This window comes from Cupriavidus sp. 05N40 (genome assembly GCF_056397305.1).
In genome coordinates this window covers 1-24471 of record NZ_JBFTND010000084.1, presented here as the reverse complement: position 1 = coordinate 24471, position 24471 = coordinate 1, and the positions used below count along the sequence as shown (strand labels likewise).

Sequence of the window (24471 nt, the reverse complement as noted above, 5' to 3'; positions counted from 1 at the left end):
GAGTTGTCATGAACACGTGGAACAAGCGCCTGGTTTGCGCTGCCGTCGCCGCCATGGTGCCGCTCGGGGCGCTGGCGCAATCCAAGCCGATCGCCTACCCGGCCAAGGGCCAGAGTTCGCAGCAGCAGCAAAAGGATGACGGAGCGTGCTACTCGTGGGCAAAGAGCAATACTGGCATCGATCCGGCAGCGGTCGCCGCGGCGCCGCCGCCGCCGTCCGGGCCCGCGGTGGGCGGAGGGGAGCGCGTGCGGGGTGCGGCGCGCGGCGCGGCGGGTGGCGCGGCCATCGGGGCCATTGCGGGCGATGCCGGCAAGGGCGCGGCCGCGGGTGCTGCCGTCGGGACCATGGCCGGCGGGGCGCGGGCACGGCAGAACCAGCGCTCGGCCCAGGCCTCTGCGCAGTCCCAGAGTCAAGGCGCGATGGATACCTACTATCGGGCCTACGCGGCCTGCATGGAAGGGCGCGGCTATTCGATCAAGTAAGTAGCGATGTCCAGGGCGCGAAGGCAAGGTTCGCATGGAACATGAGTCATCGAAGCACTCGTCCGGCGGCTTTCCCTTGCCGGTGCCGGAGTGGATCCGCGAGTACCGCAAAGACTGGATCAAGCCGGATGTCGTGGCCGGCCTGACGGCGGGCGCAGTGGTGATTCCCAAGGCGCTGGCCTACGCGACCGTCGCCGGATTGCCGGTCGAGGTGGGGCTCTATACCGCGTTCCTGCCGATGGTGGTGTACGCGCTGCTCGGCACGTCGCGGCCGCTCAGCGTGAGTTCGACGGCAACGCTTGCCATCCTCGCGGCGACCGCGCTCGGGCGGGTGGCCCCTGGCGGCGACGCTGGCACCTTGCTGACCGCTTGCGCGACCCTGACCGTGCTGGTGGGCGTCATCCTCGTGCTGGCCGCGCTGCTGCGGCTCGGCTTTGTCGCCAACTTCATTTCCGACCCGGTGCTGACCGGATTCAAGGCGGGGATCGCGATCGTGATCGTGGTGGACCAGATCCCGAAGCTGCTGGGCATACATTTTACGAAGGGCACGTTTTTCCACAATGTGCTGGCCATCGGCACCGGGCTTGGGCACACGTCGGTGTACACCGTGGCGGTGGCGGCCGTCACCGTTGTCATGCTCCTGGCGATCGAGCGGGTGTTCCCGCGCGCGCCGGCCCCGCTGATTGCCGTGGCCGCCGGGATAGCGGGTGTTGGTCTGCTCGGCTTGCAAGGCCACGGGGTCGAAGTGGTCGGCCACGTACCCACCGGCTTGCCCACGCTTGTCATGCCGGACTTCGCTCTGGTTGCCGACCTCTGGCCCGCAGCGGCGGGCATCGCGCTGATGAGCTTTACCGAGTCGATCGCGGCAGGCCGCGCGTTTGCGCAGCGAGGCGAGCGCACGCCGACAGCAAACCGGGAACTGCTGGCGACGGGCCTGGCCAATGTCGCAGGCGCGTTATCGGGCGCCATGCCGGCCGGTGGCGGCACGTCGCAGACCGCGGTGAACCGGGTCGCCGGGGCGCGCACGCAGTTGTCGACGCTGGTGACCGCGGCCATGACCCTGGGCACGATGCTGCTGCTTGCGCCGTTTATCGGGAAGATGCCGCAAGCCACCCTCGCCGCGGTGGTGATCGTGTACTCGGTCGGCCTGATCCAGCCGGCGGAGTTCCGCGCGATCCTCGATGTGCGCCGCACCGAGTTCCTGTGGGCGCTGATCGCCATGGTCGGCGTCGTGCTGCTGGGCACGCTGCAAGGGATCGTCGTCGCCATTGTCGTCTCGCTCGTGGCGCTTGCCCATCAGGTGTCCGACCCTCCGCTCCATGTGCTCGGGCGCAAGCCGGGCACCAACGTGTTCCGGCCGGCCTGCGCCGAGCACCCGGAGGATGAAAGCTTCCCGGGCCTGCTGATGCTGCGGCCGGAAGGCCGTATCTTCTTCGCCAATGCCGAGCGGCTTGGCCAGAAGCTGCGCCTGCAGATCGTCGCCACGAAGCCGCAGGTCATCGCGCTGGATCTCGGTGCCGTGTTCGATCTCGAATACACGGCGCTCAAGATGCTGACGGAGGCGGAGGCGAGGTGGCGCGAGGACGGCGGGGCGTTGTGGCTGGTCGGGCTGAACCCGGGGGTGCTCGCACTGGTGCAGCGCGCGCCCCTGGGCGCTGCACTGGGGCGCGAACGGATGTTCTTCGATCTGGAGCAGGCAGTCGACAGCTATCAGGCCTCGGTCGTGGCGCAGGCCAGCCGGCCATGAAACCGCCACCGGGGCGCGGCAGGTGGAACGGCGTTGCATGAAGGATTCCTGCCTGGTGCTCCAGGCACCGTGAGCGTGGTGCTTCTCGATGCTCCTTTGATTCTCGTGAACCGGGCACTATATTAGCGCTTGGTTTGAGGCGCCGATGTGGCGAGGTGGCGGCAGGCTTCAATGCTGCCGCGATGAAGATAAACGAAGCGGGAGAGGATCATGGTAAAGATGGCAACATCCATCATGCTTGCGATGGCGTTCAGTGCTTCACCGGCTTGGGTCCACGCCGCTTCGGCCGCGGCCGCGCAAGGTCAAAATGACGAAATCGTGAAGATGCGCGAGGAAATCGCCGCCGCCAGGAAGGAATACAAGCGCAAGGTCGGCGAAGCGCAAAAGGTCTTCGACGAGCAGAAATCTGCCGCGGCCAAGGAGCGTGACACGGCGATCTCTGCCGCACGCGCCAAGGCCGGGCAGAAATGATTGGCAGGCCGGTTGGCCCGCCTGTTCCTGCGTTCAGGCGTTAGCGAGGACCGGCGCCAGGGAGCGCTCCGTTCCTGGCGGTGACGATGCCGTCGCCAAGATCCGGGTCGGACCCTTGCTGTGCCGTACAACAGGCTGAACAGCCGCGGCCTCATGAGCCCTCCGGATTCTCCACCCCCGCACCCCGAACCTGGCCGGATTCCGCGCCGGGTCACCGATCATGCCGGCTGGGGCCGGTGGCTGCCGGGACTGCGCACGCTCCGCGCGTACCAGGCGGCGTGGCTGCGGCACGATATCGTGGCGGGGCTCGTGCTCACCACGATGATGGTACCCGTGGGCATCGCCTACGCGGTGGCGTCGGGCCTGCCTGGCATCCATGGTCTCTATGCGACCATTGTTCCGCTGTTCGTCTATGCCTTGTTCGGGCCCAGCCGCATTCTGGTGCTGGGCCCGGATTCCTCGCTGGCCGCCGTCATCCTCGCTGTCATCCTGCCACTGTCCGGGGGCGATGCGCATCGCGCGGTCGCCCTTGCGGGCATGATGGCGGTCGTGTCGGGTGCGGTGTGTATCCTGGCCGGCATAGCGCGCCTTGGCTTCATCACCGAGCTTCTTTCCAAACCGATTCGCTATGGGTACATGAACGGAATCGCGCTGACGGTATTGATCAGCCAGTTGCCCAAGCTTTTCGGCTTTTCGATCAAGTCCGACGGACCGCTGAGAGATTCGTGGGCTATCACCACAGCGGTGATCGATGGAAAGACCAACTGGGTCGCGTTCATGGTCGGCGCATCCACCCTGGTGGTGATCCTGCTGCTCAAGGGAAACAAGCGCGTGCCGGCCATCCTGGTCGCCGTGGTGGGAGCGACCGTCGCCGTCGGCATGCTGGACCTTGCCGCGCGCTTCGGGGTGTCGGTCCTGGGTCCTCTTCCGCAAGGCCTGCCAGCATTCGCCATCCCGTGGATCACCACCGGCGATATCGTCCCCGTCCTGACCGGCGGTTTCGCCGTTGCCCTTGTCTCGTTCGCGGACACCAGCGTGCTCTCTCGTGTCTATGCGGCGCGGACTCGTACCTATGTCGACCCGAACCAGGAGATGGTGGGGCTCGGCGTCGCCAATCTGGCCGCCGGATTTTTTCAGGGCTTCGCCATCAGCAGCAGTTCGTCCCGTACGCCCGTGGCCGAGGCCGCCGGTGCCAGGACCCAGCTGTCCGGCGTAGTCGGCGCGCTTGCCGTTGCCCTGCTGCTGCTGGTGGCGCCGGACCTGCTGCAGGATCTGCCCACCAGCGCACTGGCCGCGGTGGTGATCGCATCGGCCATCGGGCTGATCGAGGTCGCCGACCTGCGACGGATCTATCGCATCCAGCGCTGGGAGTTCTGGCTATCGATCGTCTGTACGGTCGGCGTGGCTGTGCTGGGTGCGATTCAAGGCATTGGCCTGGCCATCGTGATTGCCGTCATCGAATTCCTCTGGGACGGCTGGCGCCCTTACTCTGCGGTGCTGGGTCGCGCCGAGGGCGTCAAGGGCTACCATGACATCAAGCGCTACCCCGAAGCGCGCCTGATCCCCGGCCTGGTCCTGTTTCGCTGGGATGCGCCCTTGTTCTTTGCCAACGCCGAACTGTTCCATGACCGCGTGCTGGATGCGGTGGCGGCATCGCCCACGCCGGTACGCTGGCTGGTCGTTTCGGCGGAGCCGGTCACCAGCGTGGACGTCACCTCCGCGGACATGCTTGCCGAGCTGGACGGAACCTTGCACGCGGCTGGCATCGAGCTGTGCGTGGCCGAGATGAAGGATCCCGTCAAGGACAAGCTGAAACGATTCGGGCTGTTCGCGCGGATAGGCGAGACGGCATTCTTCCCGACACTGGGCGCCGCCGTCAGCAGCTATCTCGCGACCTATCCCGTGGATTGGGTGGACCGGGAGGAGACCGATGGCTGAGTGGAGAGGCAAATCCTGGCACGCCTCGCTGGCTGGCGGGCATCGGGCCTGGCAGTCGGCGCGTTGAAGCCTGGACGACTGCTTCGGTGCGTCCATCTTCACCCCCCCCAGCCGGGTTGAGGTCCCCGAGGCTCGCTCTCTCAGCGCTATTTGCTTCCCTTGATATTGCCCGCGACGCCGCCGGCGACCGCACCTATGGCGGCCCCCGTCCAGCCACTGCCTCCCGCGATGGCCGCAATGCCTGCGCCCGCCAGGGCTCCCACGCCCGCGCCGGTCACCGTCCCTTGTTGCTGCGGCGTCATGTTCGTGCAGCCAACAACGCCGGCGAGGGCGAGCGTCACGCCAATTCGTTCGAGTCGTTTCATCTGATTCTCCTACTTGGTGCGCTGAAGCCCGGGCACAACCATTTCGAACCAAATCGTTTCGAGGACGGGTCGCTGCAACTGGTCCGGATGCGCGGCGTACCAGCGGTCGAGTCCTTCGCGCACCGTGTCGAGGGTCTGGCCCTTCAGCCCTTTCGCAAGGCGTGGGACGATGCTCTGGGAGTCGGTCGGCGGCTTGCCAGCCTGATAGGCGATATCGACCAGGGCCAGATTGGCGATACCGACGAGGTAAGCCTTTTTCATTTGTTCCGATGACTCGGTCCAATGCCTGCCGGTGACCAACGGGATGTCTTCCGCGCGGGGAGTACCCGATACCAGCGCCAGCGTCATGCATCCCACGGCCATCGCCACGCGTAATTTGTGTTTCATCGCCATCGCATTCTCCTCGGGAATCCGCGTTTTCATGGTACTCCGGAACACCGCAACATCCTTGACGCACATGGTCGAGACACGRTGTCGTGCTTCGCACGCGGCAAGGCAGTCCCACAAGGGCAGCCCCGCGTTGCCGCCTCGCTACGTGCAGTTGGCGCGGTAGGTCTCCTGCAATTGCTTGCGCGTCTGGTCGCGCTCGATCTTGGGAATGGTGCGCCCCTGCGCGTTTTGCGTGGCCGGGCCGGATGACTGGTAAGACCGCTGGCTCGAGGTGGCGTTGAATTGCTCCTTGAGCTCCTCGCACCTGGCGCGCCTGGCGTCATCCGGACTCAGTGCGTCGGCCGACGGAGGGCGATAGGGACTGGCGCCGCTCTGTACGGCCTCGGATATGGCATTGGCGGCACCCTGGCCCGGCGCGGGCTGGGCCAGGCCAGCGGTGGCAATTCCCAGCGCCATCAGGCTGGCCAGCATGGATTTCCGGGACATCCGCATACGCTCTCCATTGAGTGACGATGACGCTGGCGTGCTCGAACCGACTGGTCTGGCCCTGAGGTGCAGACCAGACTAAGCGTAGTCATGCCCGGACGTATGTCAAATCCGAAGGCGCGCGGTGTCGCGCAATGACTACTGGCGGCGCCCGCGTCTGCGGCGCCAACGCCAGTCCGGGCAGGCAGGGCCGGACCGCACCCGATCAAGGCGATCCGCCCTCGGTCTTGCCATACCTGATCACATCCAGCACCGCAGCCGTCATCAACGAGGTAGAGACACCGAACATCAGGATGCCGTTGGCCGCTTCCAGTGGCCCGAGCAGGCGCCAGCGTTCGGACATCACGATATCGCCATAGCCAAGGGTGGAGAAGTTGACCCCAGAGTGATACAGCGCCGTGGAGAAATCACGGAACTCGCCGAGCATCAGGAACAAGGTAGCCCATATGGCAATCTGCGCGATATTGCAGAGCAAGGTCAGCAGCATCACGCCAGACAGCAGCACGATATCCGCCCATAGGGATTCATGTCCTTGCCGGGTCCGCCTGAAGCGCGCATAACGGCGCAGGCAGATGGCAACGACGACGGCCTGGGTCACGAAGGTGTTCACCCAGAAGCCGGGCGGCTGGCGTGTCGGGCTGGTCGCATAGAGCTTGCGCCCCAGCAGCAGGCCGAACAGCAGCATCCACAGGTAAAACATCCACAGGTGCACGAACAGTTTGAGTGCGCACCAGAACAGGACCGCCAGCAGCCCGCCGAGCAAGGTGGATCCCAGCAGCTCGCGGGCGGCACCGTGAGCCTTGGTGGTGCAGCTTTGCCTGCCGAGGGTGACGGATTTCATGATGATCGGCATGTAGCTGTCCGGCGCGGTCAGTGCCAGCAGGAAGGCCGGCAACACCACCAGCGCGGCGCGCAGGGCCAGCCGGTCGGCGTCGCCGGCCGGCACGGCCGGGGCGGCGGGCCCGGGACGCCTGCGGGCGGGTTCGGGAAACAGCCAGTGACTGAGCGCCAGCACCAGCACGCCGAGCAGAAGCCCCTTGGCCAGGGCGCCGATGACCGTCAGGGCCAGCCCGAAATCAGCAAATCCGGCGGCGGRGATCATGGTGAGGCCAGCCACCAGGAAGGTGGCGACCAGGTTGTTTCCGCCGCGCAGGCCGAAGCGAAAGGCCAGGTAGAGGCATAGCGCGACCAGCAACACGCCGCTGAACGGGTAATAGCGCAGCACGGGGATGAGCAGCAGGCCGCTGCCGGTGGTGAGCGTCACCATCAGGGCCAGCCCCAACCCTGCCTTGAGCGGGAGCGGGCGGTCGAGCGTGGCGAGCAGGAACACGGCGAGCACCGGCGCGACCATGGGGATGGAAAAGTCCAGGCCGAAGCTGATTGCCAGGCATAACGCCGTGCCGCTGGCCAGGCGCAGCGGACCCCGGGACGGCGGCGCGGCTACGTTGGCATGAACGCAATCAGTAGACATAGGAAAGCCAGCTCATCAAGCGCAGGAACAGGCGGCCGGGCGGATGGAGCGGATTGCCCTCGCCGGGAAAGGCCATGACTTCGGCCTGCCCGCCCACGCGGATGCCCCGAAGCGCGGCCAGTTGGCCGGGCGCGAACTCGACAACCACCGGGAAGCGCTGGGCCGGGCGCAGCCAGTCGCGGCTGTTCTGTACTGTCGGCAGGCTGCCGGGCGGGGTGCTCTGGCCCGTGCTGATGCCGTAGCCGATGCTGCGCACGCGGCCTTCGAAGACCCTGCCTGGAAAGGCATCGAGCACGATGCCAACCGGTGTGCCGACGTCGACGTGGCCCAGGTTGTTTTCGGTCAGGTCCGCGCTCACCCACACATCGTGGATGGCGATCAGTGTCATGACTGGCGCGCCGGCCGCGGCATACAGCCCGGCTTCGGTGCGCAGATCCGTGATCAGGCCGGCGGTGCGCGCACGTACCTGGGTATTGGCCAGGTCCAGTTCGGCTTTTTCCAGGGCCGTGGCGGCGCTGCGCAGCTTGGCGTTCTCTTCCTCGCTGCCGCCCTGCAGTTCTTTCGCGCGCTCCACTTCGGCGCGGGCCGCGGCGACCTGGCCCGCGGCCTGTTCGTGGGTGGCGCGGGCCACCTCCAGGCGGCGCAGCGAGACGGTACCCTGGTCCTCGCTGTAGAGGCGTTCGAGGCGCTCGCTGTCCTGGCGTGCCTTGGTTTCGTTGGCGATGGCGGCGCGCAGGGATGCCCGCGCCGAATCGATGCCGGCAGTGTTGGCGCCGATCTGGCGGCGCGTGGATTCGAGGTCGGCACGGGCGCGGTCTACCGCGATCCGGTAGTGCACCGGATCGACTTCAAACAGTAGCGCGCCGGCCGCGACATCCTGGTTGTTGCGCACATGCACGCGCGTCACCCGCCCGGACACTTCCGCGGCGACCGGTACCACGAAGGCTTGCACCCGGGCCTGCTGGGTGTAAGGGGTAAACCGGTCGGCCAGCAGATACCAGGCCAGGCTCAGCACAATCAGGCCGATGACAAGCCTGAGCGCCTTCCTGCCGGGGTCGGCCTGTGGTTGTGTGCTGGCCGGCGTATTGGACGACGACGCGGCCGACGCATCGGCTGGCGCATTGGCTGGCGCATCGGCTGGCGCACTGGCCGGCACTTCGGGCGGGGTGGATGCCAGGGGTCGCTGGGTATCACTCATCGGAGTCGGGCCTCTGCGAGGGGAGCTTCGCGCTGGTGTGCTGGCGGTCCGCCTCATCCAGCAGATCGCCCCAGTCGGTCCGTTGCCGCATTTGTTCGCGGGTGGCCGGGTCGACCAGCGGTTGCCCGCTGTACCAGCCCCCGCCCAGTGCCTTGTAGAGGGCAATCAGGTCGCTCACGGCATTGCTGCGGTTGACCAGGTAGGCGTCCTGCTGGGCAAACAGCGCGCGCTGGGCATCCAGCACGCGCTGGAAGTCCGAGTAGCCCTCGCGGAAAAGCGCGCTGGCCAGCGTCAGCGAGCGGTCGGCGGCCAGCGACGCCTCGCGCAGGATGTCCTCGCGCTCCAGTGCCCTGACCAGGCTGCTGGCGGCATCGTCGGCTTCGCGCGCCGCCTGCCGCACGCTGTCCTGGTAGGCGACAATCAGTTGCTGCAGACGCGCATCCTGCACGCGCACATTGTTCTTGATGCGGCCATAGTCGAACACGTTCCAGCGCAGGCTGGGACCACCGATCAGGGCGAGGTTATTCGGCGTGCCCGCCAGAGAGCTGGCGGACCAGGAGATGCTGCCGAGCAGCGACAGCGAAGGATAGAGATCTGCCTTCGCCACGCCGATGAGCGCCGATTGCGCCGCGACCTGCAGTTCGGCGGCGCGGATATCCGGACGGCGCAGCAGCAGATTGGCTGGCACGTCTTGCAGTACCGCGCGGTCAATCAGCGGGATCACTCCCTCCCTCTGCGCCAGCTCCGGCAGTTCAGGCAACTGCCCGGGGGGGCGGCCGATCAGGATAGCCAGGGCATTGCGGGTAAGCACGATCTGGTTTTCCAGTTCGGGGATGCTGCTCAGGGTGCCAAGGTACTGCGTCTTGGCCTGCTGGAGATCCAGCTCATCACTTTCGCCGCCCTTGAACAGGCGCTCGGTGATCTCATAGCTGCGCTTCTGCAGGCGGGCGTTCTCGCGGGCGATGCGCAGGCGCGCTTCGGCGGTGCGCAGGGCGAAGTAGGTCTCGGCCATCTGCGCATGCAGCAAGACCAGCACGTCCTCATGGTTGGCCATGGCGGCGAAATAAGCGGCATCGGCCGACTCGATGGCGCGGCTGAAGCGTCCCCAGAAATCCAGCTCCCAGCCGATGTCGAAGCCCGCGCTGTACTGCCAGAAGCGGCTATTCTGGGCGTTGCGGCCGCCGGACTGCCGGCGATCCATGTACAGGGCGTCGGCACTGACCTGTTGGCGTTGCGGATAGCGCCCGCTCAGGGCAATGCCCAACTGGGCGCGGGCTTCCAGCACGCGCAGCCCGGCAATCCTCAAGCCGGCATTGTGCGCATCGGCTTCGGCGATCAGGCGTTCCAGGGTCGGGTCGGCGAAGACCTGCCACCACTGCCRCAAATCGGGTTGCAACCGTTGCTCGCTGGCCTGTCCGACAGCCGGGCTGTTCCACTGGCTGGTCCAGTTCTCGCGCTGCGCCTGGAAGTCCGGACCCACGCGCGCGCAGCCGCTCAACGCGAGCAGGCCGGCCAACAGTGCGCGCCGTGGACGGATCAGGGCCGGCATATGGCGCACGCGCCCGCATCAGGCCTGCTTGTCTTCGCCATGCGTGCATCGACGCCGGGTCCAGGCGGCAGGGGCTGGAACACGTCATCGGCGTTGTCGGCAATGCCGGCAACGAAGACACAGATGTAGAAGACCATGGCACCCGTCTCCCCTGACGATCCTGGTGACCTGCGCAACTTCGGGAAAGCCGTCTACGTATTTAAGGAGCGCATTCTGCCGCGCGGGTCTTCGCCAGCGTCCCGCAAGTCCGGGGCGCGCCGCTGGCGGGATGCCGCTTGACCCACTTGCTCGAATATAGCTGAAGCGTGGCGTCTTACCGGTCCGGGATGCAAGAAGGCAACACGCCGACTGTGCTCAATGGAACACAGCTATGGGGGATCGCTCTGCGTCACCTCTGTGGCTGCGCCTTCGCTTTGCCTGGATGCCGGCGTGCTGGCGGCATGCCTGCGGCGCCAGGCCACCGGCGATTCACCGAACTGGGCGGAGAACCAGCGCGTGAACGAGCTAGCGCAGCCGTAGCCGAGCAGTTCGGACACCCGCAGCAGGGAATACTGCGGGTTCCCCACATAGCGTCGTGCCAGCTGGCTACGGACTTCATTGAGGATGTCCGTGAAGGTCTCGCCCGCTTCATCAAGCTGGCGCTGCATGGTTCGCAGGCTCAGGCCCAGGCCTTGGGCGACGCCCTCGCAGGTGGCGCGGCCCATCGGCAACATCAGGTAGACGGCATTGCGCACGTCACGGCCGATGGACGGCTCATTGACGCGAGGCAGCATCTCGACGAAGCGCTGCGCATGGCGAGCCATGGCCGGATCCCCGGTTGGATTCGGCGCGTCCAGGTCTGCCGCCAGGCAGACGATGCCGTTGAACTCGCTGTCGAACTCCAGCGGGCAGCCGAACAGCCTCCGGTGGACACCCAGGTCGGCGGGTGCCGGGTGCGTGAAGTTGACGCTGTGCGGTCGCCAGTGCGGGCCCAGCAGCGCCCTGCACATGCGGAAAACCACGCCGATGGCAAGTTCGGTGGCCTGCCGCGAGGGCGCGTTCAGCACGAGTTCCTGCCGGATGATGACGGCCTTGCCAGCGTTCTCCAGCACGATTGCCACCGACTCGTTGACCAGGTGCCGGTAGCGGATGGTGGTAACCAGCGCATCCCGCAGCGTGGGTTGCTGGCTGATCAGCAGGCTCATCACGCCAAAGTCCGACAACTGGCGCGATTCGGCCATGCGCAGGCCGAAGGTCGGGCAATCGGCCGCCAGCGCGGCGGACTCCAGCAGCGTGGCACAGGCATTGACGGGAATGCGCTGGTCCGGATCGGCCAGCAGCATACGGCTCAGTTTCGCCGCGCGCAGCAGCGACTGCGGGTTGATGCCAAGGTCTCCTGCCACTTCAAAGAAGTTGGTCAGTGCAGCCGCACGCACCAGCGTCTCCAATTCAGTCTCCTCTTTGCTCTTTTGCCTGCTCCGGGTTTGCCCTTGGCGGGTTGCCCGTCTTGTCTTCGCAAGCCGGATGATAGGCGCGCGTGGCATGAAATGCAAAGTCCGCGGGGGCAAATGCAAAGCGCCGCGGCCAGCCAGGGCCTACATTCTCTGCATGCGCGGCGCACTCTGCGCCGCAGCGACAGATCAAGGAGATAAGCATGGCAAAGGTAGTCCGCATGTACGAGGCCGGAGCGCCGGAAGTTCTTCGCTACGAGGACATGGAAGTCGGCGATCCCGGCCCCGGCCAGGTGCGCATCCGCCACGTGGCGGCCGGCCTGAACTACGCCGACACCTATTTCCGCAATGGCACTTACCCGGTACCGCTGCCCGCGGGCATGGGCGTGGAAGCCGCCGGCGTGGTGCAGGCCATTGGCCCGGGCGTGACCAACGTGGCCGTCGGCGATCGCGTGACCTACACCGGTTTCATCAACACGCTGGGTGCCTACAGCACCGAGCGGCTGGTGCCGGCCGCGCCGCTGATCCGCCTGCCGGAAACCATCGGCTTCGAGACCGCCGCGGCCATGACCATGCGCGGCCTGACCTCGGCCTACCTGATGCGCCGGATCCATCCCTTCAAGGCGGGCGACACCATCCTGCTGCATGCCGCGGCCGGCGGCGTCGGGTTGATCGTTTCGCAATGGGCCAAGCTGCTGGGCCTGACCGTGATCGGCACCGTCTCCACCGAAGCCAAGGCCGAAGTGGCCCGCGCCCACGGCTGCGACCACATCATCAACTACAGCCATGAGGACGTGGCAAAGCGGGTGCGCGAACTGACCGACGGCGTGGGTGTGTCCGTGGTGTTCGACAGCGTGGGCAAGACGACCTTCATGGCGTCGCTGGATTCGCTCAAGCGCCGCGGCACCATGGTGTGCGTCGGCACGGCCTCGGGCCCGATCCCGCCGTTCGACCCCGTGCTGCTGGCCATGAAGGGGTCCGTGTTCCTGACCCGGCCGGCACTGGCCGACTACATTTTCGATCCGGCGGAGAAGACGGCACTGGCCTCGGAACTGTTCGATCACGTCGGCGCCGGCCGTATCAAGATCGAAATCAACCAGCGCTACGCCCTGGAGGATGCGGTGCAGGCCCATCGTGACCTGGAATCGCGCAAGACGACGGGCTCGTCGATCTTCGTCATCTGAGGAGGGATGCACATGCAAGTCCATCAACTCACCTGCGCACTGGGCGCGGAACTGGCCGGTGTCAATCTTGCCGACGCCGTTGGCGACGCTGGCCTGTTCGCCGAAATCCGCTCACTGCTGCTCAAGCATCGCGTGCTGTTCCTGCGCAACCAGCATTTCAGCCGTGATGAGCATGTCGCCTTTGCGCGCCGCTTTGGCGAGCTCGAGGATCACCCCGTTGCCGGCAGCGATCCCGAGCACCCGGGCCTGGTGCGCATCTACAAGACCCCGGACCAGCCCAACGACCGTTACGAGAACGCCTGGCATTCGGATACCACCTGGCGCGAAGCGCCGCAGTTCGGCGCCGTGCTGCGCTGCGTGGAGTGCCCGCCGGTGGGCGGSGACACSATGTGGGCRAACATGGCGCTYGCCTATGAAAGGCTCCCGGCGCACATCAAGGAGCAGATTGCCGACCTTCGTGCGCGCCACAGCATCGAGGCCTCCTTCGGCGCGGCCATGCCGATCGAAAAGCGGCTGTCGCTCAAGGCCCAGTTTCCCGATGCGGAGCACCCGGTGGTGCGCACGCACCCGGAGACCGGCGAAAAGATCCTCTACGTGAATGCCTTCACCACGCATTTCACCAACTACCACACGGCCGCCCGCGTACGTTTTGGCCAGGACGCCAATCCCGGCGCGGCCGATCTGCTGCGCTACCTCGTCAGCCAGGCATATGTCCCTGAGTACCAGGTGCGCTGGCGCTGGCARCCMRACAGCGTGGCSATCTGGGACAACAGTGCTACCCAGCACTATGCGGTGATGGACTATGCGCCGTGCCACCGCAAGATGGAGCGCGCGGGTATCATCGGCAGCAAGCCGTTCTGAGCGCGCGTGGAGGCAACACAATCATGCAAGACAACCTGGTTATTCCCACGCAGTCCGCGTACGCCTACCCGCTGCTGGTCAAGCAGCTGCTGATCAATTCCCTGAGTCTCCATGGCGACCAGGAAATCAGCTACCGCGGCCAGATGCGCTACACCTTCCGCGATTTCCGCCGCCGCATCGGCCAGCTGGCCTCGGCGCTGACCTCGCTCGGCGCCGGGCACGGCACCACGGTCGCGGTGATGGACTGGGACAGCCATCGCTACCTGGAATGCTACTTCGGCGTGCCGATGATGGGCGCGACGCTGTTTACGGTAAACGTGCGGCTTTCGCCCCAGCAGATCCTGTACACGCTGAACGACGCCGGCGCGGACGTCATCCTGTTTCACCCCGACTTCGCGCCGGTGCTCGAAGAGATCCGCGGGCAGCTCACAGGCAACCCGCGCCTGGTCCTGATGGCGGACGGCGAGGCCGCACCGGCGCTGACGCTGCCGCTGGCGGGCGAGTACGAGGCCCTGGTGGATGCGGCCTCGCCCGATTTCGCCTTCCCGGATTTCGACGAGAACACCAAGGCCGCCACCTTCTACACCACCGGCACCACCGGCGACCCCAAGGGCGTCTGCTACAGCCACCGCGACATCGTGCTGCACACGCTGGCAACCTCTGCGAGCCTGTGCTCGCCCCGCGAGGGCCAGCGCATGCACCGCGAGGATGTCTACATGCCGATCACGCCGATGTTCCACGTGCTGGCATGGGGCATCCCGTACATCGCCGTCATGCTGGGCCTGCGCACCGTGTTGCCGGGCCGCTACGCGCCCGACATGCTGCTGAAGCTGCGTGAGACGGAGAAGGTCACCTTCTCGCACTGCGTGCCGACCATCTTGCAGATGCTGCTGCAGTCCTCGCAGGACGGCGCCCAGGATCTTTCGGGCTGGAAGATCATCATCGGTGGCTCGGCGCTGCCGCCGGTCCTGTGCGAAGCGGCACTGGCGCGAGGCATCGACATCTTCGCCGGCTATGGCATGTCGGAGACCGGCCCGATCGTCTCGCTGGCCCAGTTGCCGCCAGGGTGCAAGCCGAGCGACCGTGCGGAAGAAGTCCGCATGCGCTGCTCGACAGGCCGCCCGGTGACGCTGGTGGACTACCGTATCGTCAGCGAAGACATGCAGGACCTGCCGCGCGACGGCAAGAGCCGCGGCGAGATCGTGCTGCGCGCACCGTTCCTGACCAAGGGCTATTTCGGGAAGCCGGCAGCCTCGGAGGAACTGTGGGCGGGCGGCTACCTGCATACCCAGCCGAAGACCAGCGTAGGCAAGATCAATAAAAAGCAGCTGCGTGAAAAAGCGGTCTGAAGGGAAGTAAGGGAAGTAAGGGAAGTAAGGGAAGTAAGGGAAGTAAGTGAAGTAAGGAAAACTATGCGCCAGTCCTCAGGCGGGGGCTGGCGCTTTTTCTTGCCGGAAGGGCGAGCCGCGCGAAATGCGCAGCAACCACCTCCATCGTTCCCGCTACCCGGCGAAGGACCATCCTTGCCACCACGACAGGCGCAAAGCAAAGCGCCTCCCGAAGGAGGCGCGTCGTACAAGCGAGCCGGAGGGCTGCCGCAGTCAGGGCTGGATATTGAAGGCCTTCACAATCCCCGCATTGCGCTCGAACTCTTCATGCAGCGACTGGCTGAGCTGCGGCAGCGTCTGCGCAGCCATCGGCTCATAGCTCAGGGCCTGCATCCGTTCCTGCAGCTTTGGCGTGGCGGCCGCCTTGTAGGTGGCTGCCTGGATCTTTTGCGCCATCTCGGCCGGAACGCGGGCCGAGGCAATCACGCCCACCCAGTTGCTGAACTCCACATCCGGATAACCCAGTTCGGCGAAGGTGGGCACTTGCGGCAGCAGTGGCGAGCGGCTCTTGGAGGCAACCGCATAGGCCTGCAGTTTGCCGGCCTTGATCATCGGCAACGACGTCACCATGCCGTCGTACATGAGCGGGATCTGGCCGCCCATCACCTGGACCAGCGCCGGCCCGGAGCCCGCAAAAGGCACATGCTGCAGGTCCAGCCCGGCCTTCTGGTTCATGATCACGCCGGCATAGTGAGACGCCGTGCCGGCGCTGTAGGAGGCAAAGCTCAGCTTGCCGGGGTTGGCATGCACGTAGCCGACCAGGCTCTTGAAGTCCCTGGCAGGCAGGGATGGCGCGCCAACCAGCAGCAGGCGCGATCTTGCGACCGCGGCCAGCGGCTGGATGTCCTTCATGGTGTTGTACGGCGTCTTGAGCACATGCGGCACTTCGGTCAGCACGTTGGTGGCCGTCACCATGATGGTCTGGCCGTCGGGTGGCGCCGCCAGCAAGGCGTTGATGGCGATGCCGCCGCCGGCGCCTGGCTTGTTGTCGACCACCACGGGCTGGCCCAGGTCCGCCGAGAGCTGGTCGGCCAGCAGGCGGGCGATCACGTCCATGGTGCCGCCGGCCGGGGCCGGCACCAGCATGCGCACAGGCTTGTTGGTCCACGCCATCGCCGCCGGCACGGACAGGGCCAGCACGGCGGCTACGGCGGCGTGGCGCACGCGAAAGAGGGCGGGGCGGTTGGGCATGTCTGTCTCCGTTATGGATATGGGATATGGAATATGGAAAGCCGTGCCAGTCTTCCCTTGTCGGGGGCGGTACACGGGATCATGCGGGAAAGCGAGGCGCCGGCGGATGAAATTCCGCCTTCGCGAAGGGGTTCAGGTGGCAGCCAGGGTGGCGCGTTGCTTCGCGCGCGCCAGCGCCCGCAGCATGGCTTCCAGCAACGCGTCGGGAAGCCGCGAGCCAGACACGCTGTGGGTGCCGTTGAAGACAAAGTGCGGAACGCCGAGCCCGCTGCGCAAGGGCGGATCCGCCGGGGCGTGCAGTGACGGCAGCCAGTCCAGGTCATGGTGCCCGGGGGCAGCGCCCTGGTCCGGCATGCGGATGCCGCATTCTGTCGCGGCCTGTCGCAGCACGACGGGATCACCGATGTTCGCCGCGCGGATGAAGTAGCGCGTGAACAGGTTATCGATCAGGGCGGATGCCGCTTCGGCACCTGCCTGCTGCCTGGCAAGGCGTACCAGGCGATGGGCCAGCAAGGTGTTCGGGAAGATCTCGATACGGTCCAGCGCCAGCGTGAGGCCGGCCTCGCGCGCGGCGGCACGGACCTGCGCCTGCCGTGACGCCACGGCCTCGGGGCTGCCCAGGCGGTTCACGTAGAAATCACGGTAGGGCAAGCCGGCCGGAGGCGTGGCGGGGATCAGCGGGTAGGAGCGCCATTCCACGTGCACGGTAACGTCCGGGCGCTCACGCCCGAGCAGGCCAATGGCGTTTTCCAGGTGCTTTTTTCCGATCAGGCACCAGGGGCAGATCAGGTCGAAATAGGCCTCGACCGAGAGCGTGGACGGATTGTTCATGGCGGCGGCTTGATGACGCCGGCCGGCGTGCCCGATGCAGGCCGCGGCAGGCAGTTCAGGATCAGGGGGTGGGCAAGGCCTGCCCGCTGCGCCAGGGCAGGCGCGCCGGCAGCAAGGCCATCACTTCGGCGCGCTGGGCTTCGGTCATCCGCTCCCAGCAGCCGATTTCCAGCGGCGTCCTGCCGCAACCCTGGCAGTGCCTGCCCGCATGGTCCATGCGGCAGATGTTGATGCACGGATTCGCGACGGATGGGGACGGGTTCATGATTTCGATGAGGCTAGGTGGGGCGCGCCGGGCGCGGGCAACGGACTGGCCGCAGGCTTTGCGCCTGCGGCCAGTGCTTCGCGCGTCAGGCCGCGCGCAGGGGCAGGTTCTTCTGGCCGGCCTTGCGGTTCGGCGCCATGCCGTGGGCGGCCAGGGTTTCCTCGGCGCTGTCGTACCAGGTGCCGATGCGATAGATCTCGCGGGCTTCCTTGCCCGAGGCGATCTCGCGGCCCAGCTCCTTGGCCACGCGCACGCATTGCTCGATCTGCTGCACCGAGGTCATGCGGTTGCCGTGCTGGTCGATGATGGTGTCTTCGATGCCGCAACGCGGATGCAGGCCCATGCTCATGGCCATCATGTTGAACGGCAGCACGTTCTTCAGCAGCGATTCCGCGGTCAGGGTGCAACCGTCCGGCGCGCGGTGGACGAAGTTGAAGAAGTTGAACGGGTTGGGGCCGTCAAAGCCGCCGCCGATGCCGATCCAGGTCAGGTTCAGCGGGCCCTTGTAGAGGCCGGCGCGCACCATGCGCTCCAGCGTTTCCATGGCGTGGATGCCGGTGAGCTGGAAGTGCGGCTGGATCCCGGAGGCGCTCAGGCGGCGCAGGTGCTCTTCCACCCAGCCCGGGCCGGCCGGCACCGTCATTTCGCGGTAGGCCTGCTGGTAGGCCGGGTGCTCGAGCGACGTACCCTTCAGGTATGCGGGGTACAGCAACTCCATGATGTTCATCTGCGTGGTGTTGATCGCCACGGTCACCTGGTCCGGYKYCGGRTCSAGRTCAGCCAGCATGTGGCGSGTGTCGTCCGACAGCCACTTGGCSGCCTGGCCGTCGTCTTCCGGCGCGAAGGAGATCGAGCCGCCCACCTGGATGATCATGTCGGGCACCGCGGCGCGCACGCCGGCGATCAGTTCGTTGAACTTGGACAGGCGCTTGGAGCCCTTGCCGTCCAGTTCGCGCACGTGCAGGTGCAGCACGGTGGCGCCGGCGTTGTAGCAATCGACGGCCTTCTGGACCTGTTCTTCCATCGTCACCGGAATGTCATCCGGGAAATCCGCCGGCATCCACTCGGGACCGTACGGGGCCACGGTGATGACTACTTTGTCCATGTTTTCGGGGTGCAGGGAATCGTCGAGGAATTGCATGAGTGTGCTCCTGGTATCTGGTGTCTGCCGGCGCTGCTGCGCAGCGGCGGAACTGATTCATATGAAATGGCCTTCGGTAACGGAAGTATCGGACAACGGCCGGGAACAATTTGACAATATGGGACACTCAATTTACATCTCGGGACAGTCAGGGAAAAYGCGATATCCGCTGGCCTGCTCCCCTTCGCCGTGCCAGTCTTGCCCGCTACTTCCGGGCCACTTCAGTGAAATCGTGCCAGCCGGAGAATCTCGCGACCGGCGAGGTGTTTGCGATAGCGTGAAGCACAACCGCGCCGCGTTCGAACAGCCATTCCACGATGTCGCGCCGGCGCATCGCACCACTGGTGACTACGGCACGAACGCCGTTGACCGCGCCAGAGCGCGTTCATTTCTTTAATCGCGAATTCTCACGTGATCGCCCCGCCGACGTGGCATCGAACCGGGAGCAAGCCTTGGCGAGCGGCACGGACCCGGACCGCGGCTACCACAAGGGGGCGCCGGTAAGCGGCGCCATGGGGCCGTGGCTATGTCTTTGGGGCGTACCCTTCGAGGTTGTCCCTGCTTTCCTGCTGGCCTAGACTGGAATTCACCGAATATAGGACCTATCTTTAACATCGTCTGGCGAACGCACTGGCATCAGGATTGAGCGTGGCGTGCGTTGCGTGGATGGACATCACCGTAGTCCGGGCGTCATGCCTCGATCCGTCGTGGCTCCCCGGTGCACGAACCTGGACGTATCGGGCTGCCTGGACATGCCCCGGCGGCGCGGACAAGAAGCCGTGGCACGGCTTACCCATGCGATACCTTTGCAGCGACCTGCAAGGAGACAGCGGATGTTGCCCACGCCCATTTCCGAGAAGGCCCTGTCCCGTGGCTTGCTCGATGTACTGATCCGTGCCGGGATGATCGCCGTTCTGGCGATCTTCTGCTTCCAGATATTCCGCCCGTTCCTGAATCTCATCGTCTGGTCACTGATCCTGGCGGTCACCCTTTATCCGCTGCAGATAAGCCTCAGGCGCAAGCTCGGCAACAAAGACGGCCGCACCGCCACGCTGATCGTCCTGGTTGCCATCGGCATCATCATGGTTCCCACCTACATGCTGGGCACGACCATGGCCGATTCGGTGAGCCATGCCATGGACATCGTCAAGAGCGGGAAATTCCATATTCCGCCGCCGGCCGAGTCGGTCGCGGGCTGGCCGGTGGTGGGGGAGCGACTCTATGCCCTCTGGCAGCACGCCGCCACCGACCTGACCGGTCTGTTGCAGAAGGTCGCGCCTCAGCTCAAGGACGTCAGCCTCGCGCTGCTGGGCATGCTTGCAGGCCTCGGCGAGGGTTTCCTGATCTTTGTCTTCGCCCTGATCATCGCGGGCATTTTCATGGCGCATGGCGAGCAGGGTAGCCGCAGCGCCGTGCAGATTGCCTCGCGCATCTTCGGCCCGGACCGGGGCTCGCGCATCGCCGTGCTGTGCACCGCCACCATTCGCGCGGTAGCCCAGGGCGTGGTAGGCATTGCCTTCGTTCAGATGCTGCTGATTGGCGTGGCCTTCGTGATCAAGGGTATTCCCGCCGCCGGCCTGCTGGCCCTGGCGGTGCTGCTGCTCGCGACCATGCAGTTGCCGGTCACGCTGATTACCATCCCCGTGATCCTCTACGTTTTTTCCACCGAGGGTCCCACCGTGGCCGCCATTACCTTCTCCGTCTATGTCTTCATCGCGGGCCTGGTCGACAACGTGCTCAAGCCCCTGCTGCTGGGCCGCGGCGTCGACGCGCCGATGGCGGTGGTGCTGATCGGCGCGCTGGGCGGCATGGTTACCGGCGGCATCATCGGCCTGTTTATTGGCCCGGTGGTGCTCGCGGTGGGCTACCAGCTGTTCTGGCAATGGGTCGAGGACCAGCCGCATACCGGCGAGCCGGGCGACCAGAAGCCGGTCTGAGGCGGCCAGGCACGCCCATTTCGCCCTGGATTGGTCTCGTGGCTCGCGCGGTGTCGCGCAATGGCGGGCGTGGTGCAGCGGGCAGGCGAAGGCCTGGCACCGGGCCACGCTCTCATTGCAGCGCACCTGTGCCAGAATGTACCGTCACCATCCCCGACCGGCATTCACTGCCTGCGCCCCCCATTTGACAGGCCTGTCCGCTACCGTCCCCATTTCCGTCGTCAACGCCTTCCTGTCGGGCGCGGATCCGGCCGCTATCGGGCGGCTTGCCGAGCAGTCCGGGATCGCGCACGAGCTGCTGCGCGAACCCGGCGCACGGGTGACCCAGGAACAGTTCGCCACGCTCTATCGCAGGCTGGCGATGGAACTCGACGATGAAATGCCGGGCATTTTCAGCCGCCCACTGCGCAACGGCGTGCTGAAGTTTCTCGGTCTCAGCCTGCTCGACGCGCCAAGGCTGGAGGTGGCGCTGCATCGCTTTGGCCAGTTCCTCCATCTGGTCCTGGACGAATTCCGCCTGGCGTCGCGGCGCGAAGGCGCGGCTGGATATGTCGAGCTGGTGGCGAACCCGGCTGGCCCCGGCGTCAGCGTGATTGGCTGCGAACTGATGCTGAAACTGGTGCATGGAATGGCCTCGTGGCTCATCCGCCAGCGGATCCCGCTCAACGGTGCGGAGTTCGCTTTTCCGATTCCGCCGCAGAGCAGCGATCACCTCTACCTGTTTCCGGGCCCGGTGCGCTTTGACTGCGCGCACACGCAGATCAGCTTCGATGCGGCTTACCTTGACCTGCCGGTCAGGCAACGCAAGCCGGACCTCGAGACATTTCTCGCGCGCGCGCCCGAAGACTGGATTTTCGTCGCCTTCGCTGAGCAGCTGACCTGTCACCGCGTGCGTCAGCACCTGGCCGAATGCCTGCCCGCGTCGCCCACCGTCGACGCTGTCGCGCAGGCGCTCCACCACTCGGTGCGCACCTTGTGCCGGCGCCTGTCGGCCGAGGGCACGACGTTCCAGGCCATCAAGGATGAGGTGCGGCGCGATATTGCGATCCAGCGCCTGACGCGCTCCGAAGACACCATCGCCGAAATTGCCTACGACGTAGGCTTCGACAATCCCACCGCCTTCCATCGCGCCTTCCGGCACTGGACTGGCAGCACGCCAAACGCCTACCGCCGCACCCTCTGACCCGCCCATTGCCGGCCACTTTCGGTCACTTTCTCGGTCACTTTCTCGGCCACTTTCTCGGCCACTTTCTCGGCCACTGTCGGCCACTGTCGGCCATTGGCGCCGATTGGCAAGGCTGGCCGTCGACTGACAAATCCTGCCACCTCGGGAGGCGCTAGCGGCATCTGGCGCCCGGGCGCCGCGCATTGCGGCTGAAAACGGCGGGATTTGTCAGTGAAAGGGCCGGTTCCGGTAATCGCCTTCGCGCTGCCCGATATTACGATCACCCCATCGATGTCGCAGTGCAGCAAACCAACCAGCCGCGGGCGCACATCGCTGCAGTTGAGATGCACGGCGAAGACGAGGCGTTCTACGGCGCCAGGGTCGCAACCGCAGAATTCCTTGCCGGCCATGTCCTGGCGCCTGGCGCGCCCCGCGGGCATGGATTCGTGGCCCCGAAACGATGCAACGTTCTGACGAAGTCAGGGCAGATTTAGAGAAGGTGGAGAGAGACAACATGGCAATCGATGGTTACAGCATGGCGACGCTTGGCGCGTTCGTCGGCCAGGAGTTGGGCGTATCGGAGTGGGTCGAAGTGGATCAGGCGCGCATTGATGCATTTGCGGACTGCACGGAAGACCGCCAGTGGATTCACGTGGACGTGGACCGGGCGGGCCGGGAGAGYCCCTTTGGCGGCACCGTCGCGCACGGCTTCCTCACGCTCTCCCTGCTGGGCGGCCAGATCACCCGCATGGGTATCGTCCCCGGCGATGCCAAGGCCGCGGTGAACTGCGGGCTGGAGAAGACGCGCTTCCTGGCGCCGGTGAAGGCGGGTGCCCGCGTGCGCAATCGYGTGRRGCTGCTGGCGGCRGAGGACAARGGCGARGGCCGCGTCATGCTGMGSACGGARAACACGATGGAGATCGAAGGSCAGGCCARGCCGGCCCTGGTCGCCGARTCGCTGGCAYTGCTGGTKGCCTGAGGAGAGATGCGATGACAACGACGAAAGCGCGCACAAGCAAAGCCAGGAAGCCGGCGAAGGTCACCCCGCAGGTCCTGCCCGACAACGGCGGCCTGGCTGTGGCCAGCCCCAATCCTTTCGTGGGCTTGCGCCCGGAGGACCTGGTCTCCACCGCCCAGCAGATCGGCGCGCAATGCGTCCAGGAGCCCGCGCTGCTGCTGGAACAGCAGACGCAGCTGGCGCATGACCTGCTGAGCGTGCTGGACGGCACGGCTTCTCCCCCGCCAGCGCGCGACCGTCGATTCGCGGATTCGGAATGGCACGACAACCCGCTGTACCGTATGCCGTTGCAGGGCTATCTTGCCTGGCGCGATGCCATGACCGGCTTTGTCAGCCGCTCCGTCATGGACGCGCGCAGCAAGGAGAGGGCGCAGTTCTTCACGTCGCTCGTGTTCGACGCGCTGGCGCCGACCAATACGGTGCTGGGCAACCCGGCTGCGCTGAGGGAGACGTTCGAGTCGGGCGGTCTCAGCCTGCTGTCCGGCATGACCAACCTGCTGACCGACACCCTGACCAACCAGGGCATGCCGTCCCAGGTCGACAAGAGCGCGTTTCGTGTTGGCCGGGACCTGGCGACGACGCCGGGCACGGTGGTCTTTCGCAATGAAGTGCTCGAACTGATCCAGTACACACCAGTCACGGCCAAGGTGCACGCGCGCCCGCAGCTCATCGTGCCGCCGCAGGTCAACAAGTTCTATGTGTTCGACCTCGCTCCGGGCAAGAGCATCGTCGAGTACCTGCTCAAGCAGGAATTCCAGGTCTTCATGGTGAGCTGGCGCAACCCGACCGTGGCGCAGCGTGAATGGGACCTCGACACCTACGTGACGGCGCTGATCGAAGCCATCCATGCGATCCGCGATATCACCGGTAGCGACGATGTGAACCTGCATGGCGCCTGCGCCGGCGCGATGACGATGGCGGCGCTGATGGGCTATTGCGCCAGCCGTGGCGAGAAACTGGTGAATGCCGCCACGCTGATGGTGTCCGTCTTCGGCCTGGACGAGCAGTCACAGCTCGGCCTGTTCGCCACGCCGGAAGCTGTCACGATGGCACGGCAAAGCAGCCGGGCCAGCGGCGTGCTCGACGGCGAGGAACTGGGGCGGGTGTTCGCATGGATGCGGCCCAACGATCTGGTGTGGAACTACTGGGTGAACAACTACCTGCTGGGCAAGGCTCCGCCGGCGTTCGACGTCCTGTACTGGAACAACGACACCACGCGACTGCCGGCGGGGTTTCACTGCCAGTTGCTCGACATCCTCTCTGACAACCTGCTCGCGACGCCAGGGGCGCTGAATGTGCTGGGCGCCCCCATCGACCTGTCCGAGGTCGAGTGCGACAAATTCGTGGTGGCCGGTGTAACCGACCATATCACCCCGTGGCAGGGCGTGTTCCGGTCGGCGCGCGCCTTCGGCGGACAGACCGAATTCGTTCTCAGTTCGAGCGGCCACATTCAAAGCCTGATCAACCCGCCCGGCAACCCGAAGGCGAAGTTCTTCGCGAACAGCGACAGTACGACCGATCCCGAGGCCTGGCTGGCCGGCGCCGAATCCACGCCCGATTCGTGGTGGAGCCACTGGAGCCAGTGGCTGAAGCAGCGGTCCGGGCCGAAGTGCAAGGCACCCGCGGCGCCGGGTAACGCACGCCATGCGCCGTGCGGCGCAGCGCCCGGACGCTATGTGATGGAAGCCTGACGCGCGGCACGCCGCAGTCCATGAGTTTTTTAACGCAACCTGAATGGAGACCATGACAATGGAATCGACCAACACCGCGAACACGTTCGCCCCGCACAAGAAGCTGCTCGAATTCGTCAAGCAGAACCGCCTCAACCCGGTGGCGATCCTGGAGTCCCGTCGCAAGGACATCGAGGCGCTGGCCAGCGTCAATCTCACGGTGCTGTCGGGCCTGCAGTCGCTAGTCCGCCTGCAGGCGGAGTACCTGTGCGGGACCGCGGCCGATCTGCAGT

Annotated in this window: 23 protein-coding genes and 3 pseudogenes; 12 read left to right on the top strand and 14 right to left on the bottom strand. The window is 65.8% G+C overall.

The genetic code is table 11. The features are described from left to right. The first annotated feature begins 8 nt into the window (after window positions 1–8). From AC1DO7_RS20180 to AC1DO7_RS20165, 4 genes are all read left to right on the top strand, one after another. The gene (locus AC1DO7_RS20180; RefSeq protein ID WP_441614456.1) at window positions 9–482 is read left to right on the top strand and encodes a glycine zipper family protein; all 474 of its coding nucleotides are present in this window, start codon (window positions 9–11) and stop codon (window positions 480–482) included. A gap of 34 nt (window positions 483–516) precedes the next feature. Continuing rightward, a complete protein-coding gene (locus tag AC1DO7_RS20175; protein ID WP_441614454.1) occupies window positions 517–2229 on the top strand; it encodes a SulP family inorganic anion transporter in 1713 nt (570 codons plus the stop codon). A 219-nt stretch (window positions 2230–2448) separates the two neighbouring features. Continuing rightward, the gene (locus AC1DO7_RS20170; protein WP_441614452.1) at window positions 2449–2700 is read left to right on the top strand and encodes a hypothetical protein; all 252 of its coding nucleotides are present in this window, start codon (window positions 2449–2451) and stop codon (window positions 2698–2700) included. A gap of 153 nt (window positions 2701–2853) precedes the next feature. Then, window positions 2854–4638: a SulP family inorganic anion transporter gene (locus AC1DO7_RS20165; RefSeq protein ID WP_441614740.1), complete on the top strand. Its 1785-nt coding sequence runs from the start codon at window positions 2854–2856 to the stop codon at window positions 4636–4638. 146 nt (window positions 4639–4784) lie between these two features. Here the strand turns inward: AC1DO7_RS20165 and AC1DO7_RS20160 are convergent, their stop codons facing one another. From AC1DO7_RS20160 to AC1DO7_RS20120, 9 genes and pseudogenes are all read right to left on the bottom strand, one after another. Next, the gene (locus AC1DO7_RS20160) at window positions 4785–5003 is read right to left on the bottom strand and encodes a YMGG-like glycine zipper-containing protein (RefSeq protein WP_441614450.1); all 219 of its coding nucleotides are present in this window, start codon (window positions 5001–5003) and stop codon (window positions 4785–4787) included. Between the two features lie 9 nt (window positions 5004–5012). Then, window positions 5013–5366, bottom strand: a complete 354-nt coding sequence (locus AC1DO7_RS20155; protein WP_441614739.1) for a hypothetical protein — start codon at window positions 5364–5366, stop codon at window positions 5013–5015. Between the two features lie 168 nt (window positions 5367–5534). Beyond that, window positions 5535–5885 carry a hypothetical protein gene (locus tag AC1DO7_RS20150; protein ID WP_441614448.1) on the bottom strand — a complete coding sequence of 117 codons (351 nt, stop codon included), beginning with the start codon at window positions 5883–5885 and terminating at the stop codon, window positions 5535–5537. A 199-nt stretch (window positions 5886–6084) separates the two neighbouring features. Next, window positions 6085–6477: an ion channel gene (locus AC1DO7_RS20145; protein WP_477116506.1), complete on the bottom strand. Its 393-nt coding sequence runs from the start codon at window positions 6475–6477 to the stop codon at window positions 6085–6087. Continuing rightward, window positions 6457–7350 (bottom strand): annotated as a pseudogene (locus AC1DO7_RS20140) (DUF2955 domain-containing protein); the annotation flags it as partial. The gene AC1DO7_RS20145 and the pseudogene AC1DO7_RS20140, both read right to left, overlap by 21 nt. Beyond that, window positions 7340–8548, bottom strand: coding sequence for an HlyD family secretion protein (locus AC1DO7_RS20135; RefSeq protein WP_441614443.1), 1209 nt, complete (start codon window positions 8546–8548; stop codon window positions 7340–7342). The pseudogene AC1DO7_RS20140 and the gene AC1DO7_RS20135, both read right to left, overlap by 11 nt. After that, complete coding sequence (locus AC1DO7_RS20130) at window positions 8541–10097, bottom strand: efflux transporter outer membrane subunit (RefSeq protein WP_477116497.1); 1557 nt, start codon at window positions 10095–10097, stop codon at window positions 8541–8543. Before AC1DO7_RS20130 ends, AC1DO7_RS20135 begins: the two co-directional genes overlap by 8 nt. Next, on the bottom strand, window positions 10085–10234 hold the full coding sequence (locus AC1DO7_RS20125; protein WP_441614439.1) for a hypothetical protein: 150 nt from the start codon (window positions 10232–10234) through the stop codon (window positions 10085–10087). The genes AC1DO7_RS20130 and AC1DO7_RS20125 overlap by 13 nt, the downstream gene beginning before the upstream one ends. A gap of 231 nt (window positions 10235–10465) precedes the next feature. Then, entirely contained in the window at window positions 10466–11524 is a 1059-nt protein-coding gene (locus AC1DO7_RS20120; RefSeq protein WP_441614437.1) for an AraC family transcriptional regulator, read from the bottom strand. Window positions 11525–11730: 206 nt separating this feature from the next. On the opposite strand from AC1DO7_RS20120, the gene AC1DO7_RS20115 reads away from it, so the two are divergent. The 3 genes and pseudogenes from AC1DO7_RS20115 to AC1DO7_RS20105 form a co-directional block, all read left to right on the top strand. Next, complete coding sequence (locus AC1DO7_RS20115) at window positions 11731–12711, top strand: quinone oxidoreductase family protein (protein WP_441614435.1); 981 nt, start codon at window positions 11731–11733, stop codon at window positions 12709–12711. Window positions 12712–12723: 12 nt separating this feature from the next. After that, window positions 12724–13572, top strand: coding sequence for a TauD/TfdA dioxygenase family protein (locus AC1DO7_RS20110; RefSeq protein ID WP_477116496.1), 849 nt, complete (start codon window positions 12724–12726; stop codon window positions 13570–13572). 23 nt (window positions 13573–13595) lie between these two features. Next, window positions 13596–14882, top strand: a pseudogene (locus tag AC1DO7_RS20105) (AMP-binding protein); the annotation flags it as partial. A gap of 291 nt (window positions 14883–15173) precedes the next feature. Here the strand turns inward: AC1DO7_RS20105 and AC1DO7_RS20100 are convergent. The 4 genes from AC1DO7_RS20100 to AC1DO7_RS20085 form a co-directional block, all read right to left on the bottom strand. Then, on the bottom strand, window positions 15174–16151 hold the full coding sequence (locus AC1DO7_RS20100) for a Bug family tripartite tricarboxylate transporter substrate binding protein (RefSeq protein WP_441614430.1): 978 nt from the start codon (window positions 16149–16151) through the stop codon (window positions 15174–15176). Window positions 16152–16283: 132 nt separating this feature from the next. Further along, entirely contained in the window at window positions 16284–16982 is a 699-nt protein-coding gene (locus AC1DO7_RS20095) for a DsbA family oxidoreductase (protein WP_441614428.1), read from the bottom strand. A gap of 61 nt (window positions 16983–17043) precedes the next feature. After that, the gene (locus tag AC1DO7_RS20090; protein WP_441614426.1) at window positions 17044–17247 is read right to left on the bottom strand and encodes a DUF1289 domain-containing protein; all 204 of its coding nucleotides are present in this window, start codon (window positions 17245–17247) and stop codon (window positions 17044–17046) included. An 85-nt stretch (window positions 17248–17332) separates the two neighbouring features. Continuing rightward, window positions 17333–18388 carry a beta-keto acid cleavage family enzyme gene (locus tag AC1DO7_RS20085; RefSeq protein ID WP_477116495.1) on the bottom strand — a complete coding sequence of 352 codons (1056 nt, stop codon included), beginning with the start codon at window positions 18386–18388 and terminating at the stop codon, window positions 17333–17335. Between the two features lie 833 nt (window positions 18389–19221). Between AC1DO7_RS20085 and AC1DO7_RS20080 the strand changes: the two genes are divergently transcribed. Together AC1DO7_RS20080 and AC1DO7_RS20075 are read left to right on the top strand one after the other, a co-directional pair. Continuing rightward, entirely contained in the window at window positions 19222–20325 is a 1104-nt protein-coding gene (locus tag AC1DO7_RS20080; RefSeq protein ID WP_441614422.1) for an AI-2E family transporter, read from the top strand. Window positions 20326–20461: 136 nt separating this feature from the next. Then, complete coding sequence (locus AC1DO7_RS20075) at window positions 20462–21508, top strand: AraC family transcriptional regulator (RefSeq protein ID WP_441614420.1); 1047 nt, start codon at window positions 20462–20464, stop codon at window positions 21506–21508. Here AC1DO7_RS20075 and AC1DO7_RS20070 read toward each other — a convergent pair. Continuing rightward, window positions 21490–21900, bottom strand: coding sequence for a hypothetical protein (locus tag AC1DO7_RS20070; RefSeq protein ID WP_441614418.1), 411 nt, complete (start codon window positions 21898–21900; stop codon window positions 21490–21492). The genes AC1DO7_RS20075 and AC1DO7_RS20070 overlap by 19 nt on opposite strands. 104 nt (window positions 21901–22004) lie before the next feature. Here AC1DO7_RS20070 and AC1DO7_RS20065 point away from each other — a divergent pair, with 104 nt between their 5' ends. From AC1DO7_RS20065 to AC1DO7_RS20055, 3 genes and pseudogenes are all read left to right on the top strand, one after another. Beyond that, entirely contained in the window at window positions 22005–22469 is a 465-nt protein-coding gene (locus AC1DO7_RS20065) for a MaoC family dehydratase (RefSeq protein WP_477116505.1), read from the top strand. A gap of 11 nt (window positions 22470–22480) precedes the next feature. Next, on the top strand, window positions 22481–24199 hold the full coding sequence (locus AC1DO7_RS20060) for an alpha/beta fold hydrolase (protein WP_441614416.1): 1719 nt from the start codon (window positions 22481–22483) through the stop codon (window positions 24197–24199). A 58-nt stretch (window positions 24200–24257) separates the two neighbouring features. Then, a pseudogene (locus AC1DO7_RS20055) lies at window positions 24258–24471 on the top strand (phasin family protein); the annotation flags it as partial.

What these genes read in the sequence shown, in the direction of transcription:
- AC1DO7_RS20180 (WP_441614456.1), top strand. Translation starts at nt 9, where the DNA reads ATGAACACGTGGAACAAGCGCCTGGTTTGCGCTGCCGTCGCCGCCATG.
- AC1DO7_RS20175 (WP_441614454.1), top strand. Translation starts at nt 517, where the DNA reads ATGGAACATGAGTCATCGAAGCACTCGTCCGGCGGCTTTCCCTTGCCG.
- AC1DO7_RS20170 (WP_441614452.1), top strand. Translation starts at nt 2,449, where the DNA reads ATGGCAACATCCATCATGCTTGCGATGGCGTTCAGTGCTTCACCGGCT.
- AC1DO7_RS20165 (WP_441614740.1), top strand. Translation starts at nt 2,854, where the DNA reads ATGAGCCCTCCGGATTCTCCACCCCCGCACCCCGAACCTGGCCGGATT.
- AC1DO7_RS20160 (WP_441614450.1), bottom strand. Translation starts at nt 5,003, where the DNA reads ATGAAACGACTCGAACGAATTGGCGTGACGCTCGCCCTCGCCGGCGTT.
- AC1DO7_RS20155 (WP_441614739.1), bottom strand. Translation starts at nt 5,366, where the DNA reads ATGGCCGTGGGATGCATGACGCTGGCGCTGGTATCGGGTACTCCCCGC.
- AC1DO7_RS20150 (WP_441614448.1), bottom strand. Translation starts at nt 5,885, where the DNA reads ATGCGGATGTCCCGGAAATCCATGCTGGCCAGCCTGATGGCGCTGGGA.
- AC1DO7_RS20135 (WP_441614443.1), bottom strand. Translation starts at nt 8,548, where the DNA reads ATGAGTGATACCCAGCGACCCCTGGCATCCACCCCGCCCGAAGTGCCG.
- AC1DO7_RS20125 (WP_441614439.1), bottom strand. Translation starts at nt 10,234, where the DNA reads ATGGTCTTCTACATCTGTGTCTTCGTTGCCGGCATTGCCGACAACGCC.
- AC1DO7_RS20115 (WP_441614435.1), top strand. Translation starts at nt 11,731, where the DNA reads ATGGCAAAGGTAGTCCGCATGTACGAGGCCGGAGCGCCGGAAGTTCTT.
- AC1DO7_RS20100 (WP_441614430.1), bottom strand. Translation starts at nt 16,151, where the DNA reads ATGCCCAACCGCCCCGCCCTCTTTCGCGTGCGCCACGCCGCCGTAGCC.
- AC1DO7_RS20095 (WP_441614428.1), bottom strand. Translation starts at nt 16,982, where the DNA reads ATGAACAATCCGTCCACGCTCTCGGTCGAGGCCTATTTCGACCTGATC.
- AC1DO7_RS20090 (WP_441614426.1), bottom strand. Translation starts at nt 17,247, where the DNA reads ATGAACCCGTCCCCATCCGTCGCGAATCCGTGCATCAACATCTGCCGC.
- AC1DO7_RS20080 (WP_441614422.1), top strand. Translation starts at nt 19,222, where the DNA reads ATGTTGCCCACGCCCATTTCCGAGAAGGCCCTGTCCCGTGGCTTGCTC.
- AC1DO7_RS20075 (WP_441614420.1), top strand. Translation starts at nt 20,462, where the DNA reads ATGTACCGTCACCATCCCCGACCGGCATTCACTGCCTGCGCCCCCCAT.
- AC1DO7_RS20070 (WP_441614418.1), bottom strand. Translation starts at nt 21,900, where the DNA reads ATGGCCGGCAAGGAATTCTGCGGTTGCGACCCTGGCGCCGTAGAACGC.
- AC1DO7_RS20060 (WP_441614416.1), top strand. Translation starts at nt 22,481, where the DNA reads ATGACAACGACGAAAGCGCGCACAAGCAAAGCCAGGAAGCCGGCGAAG.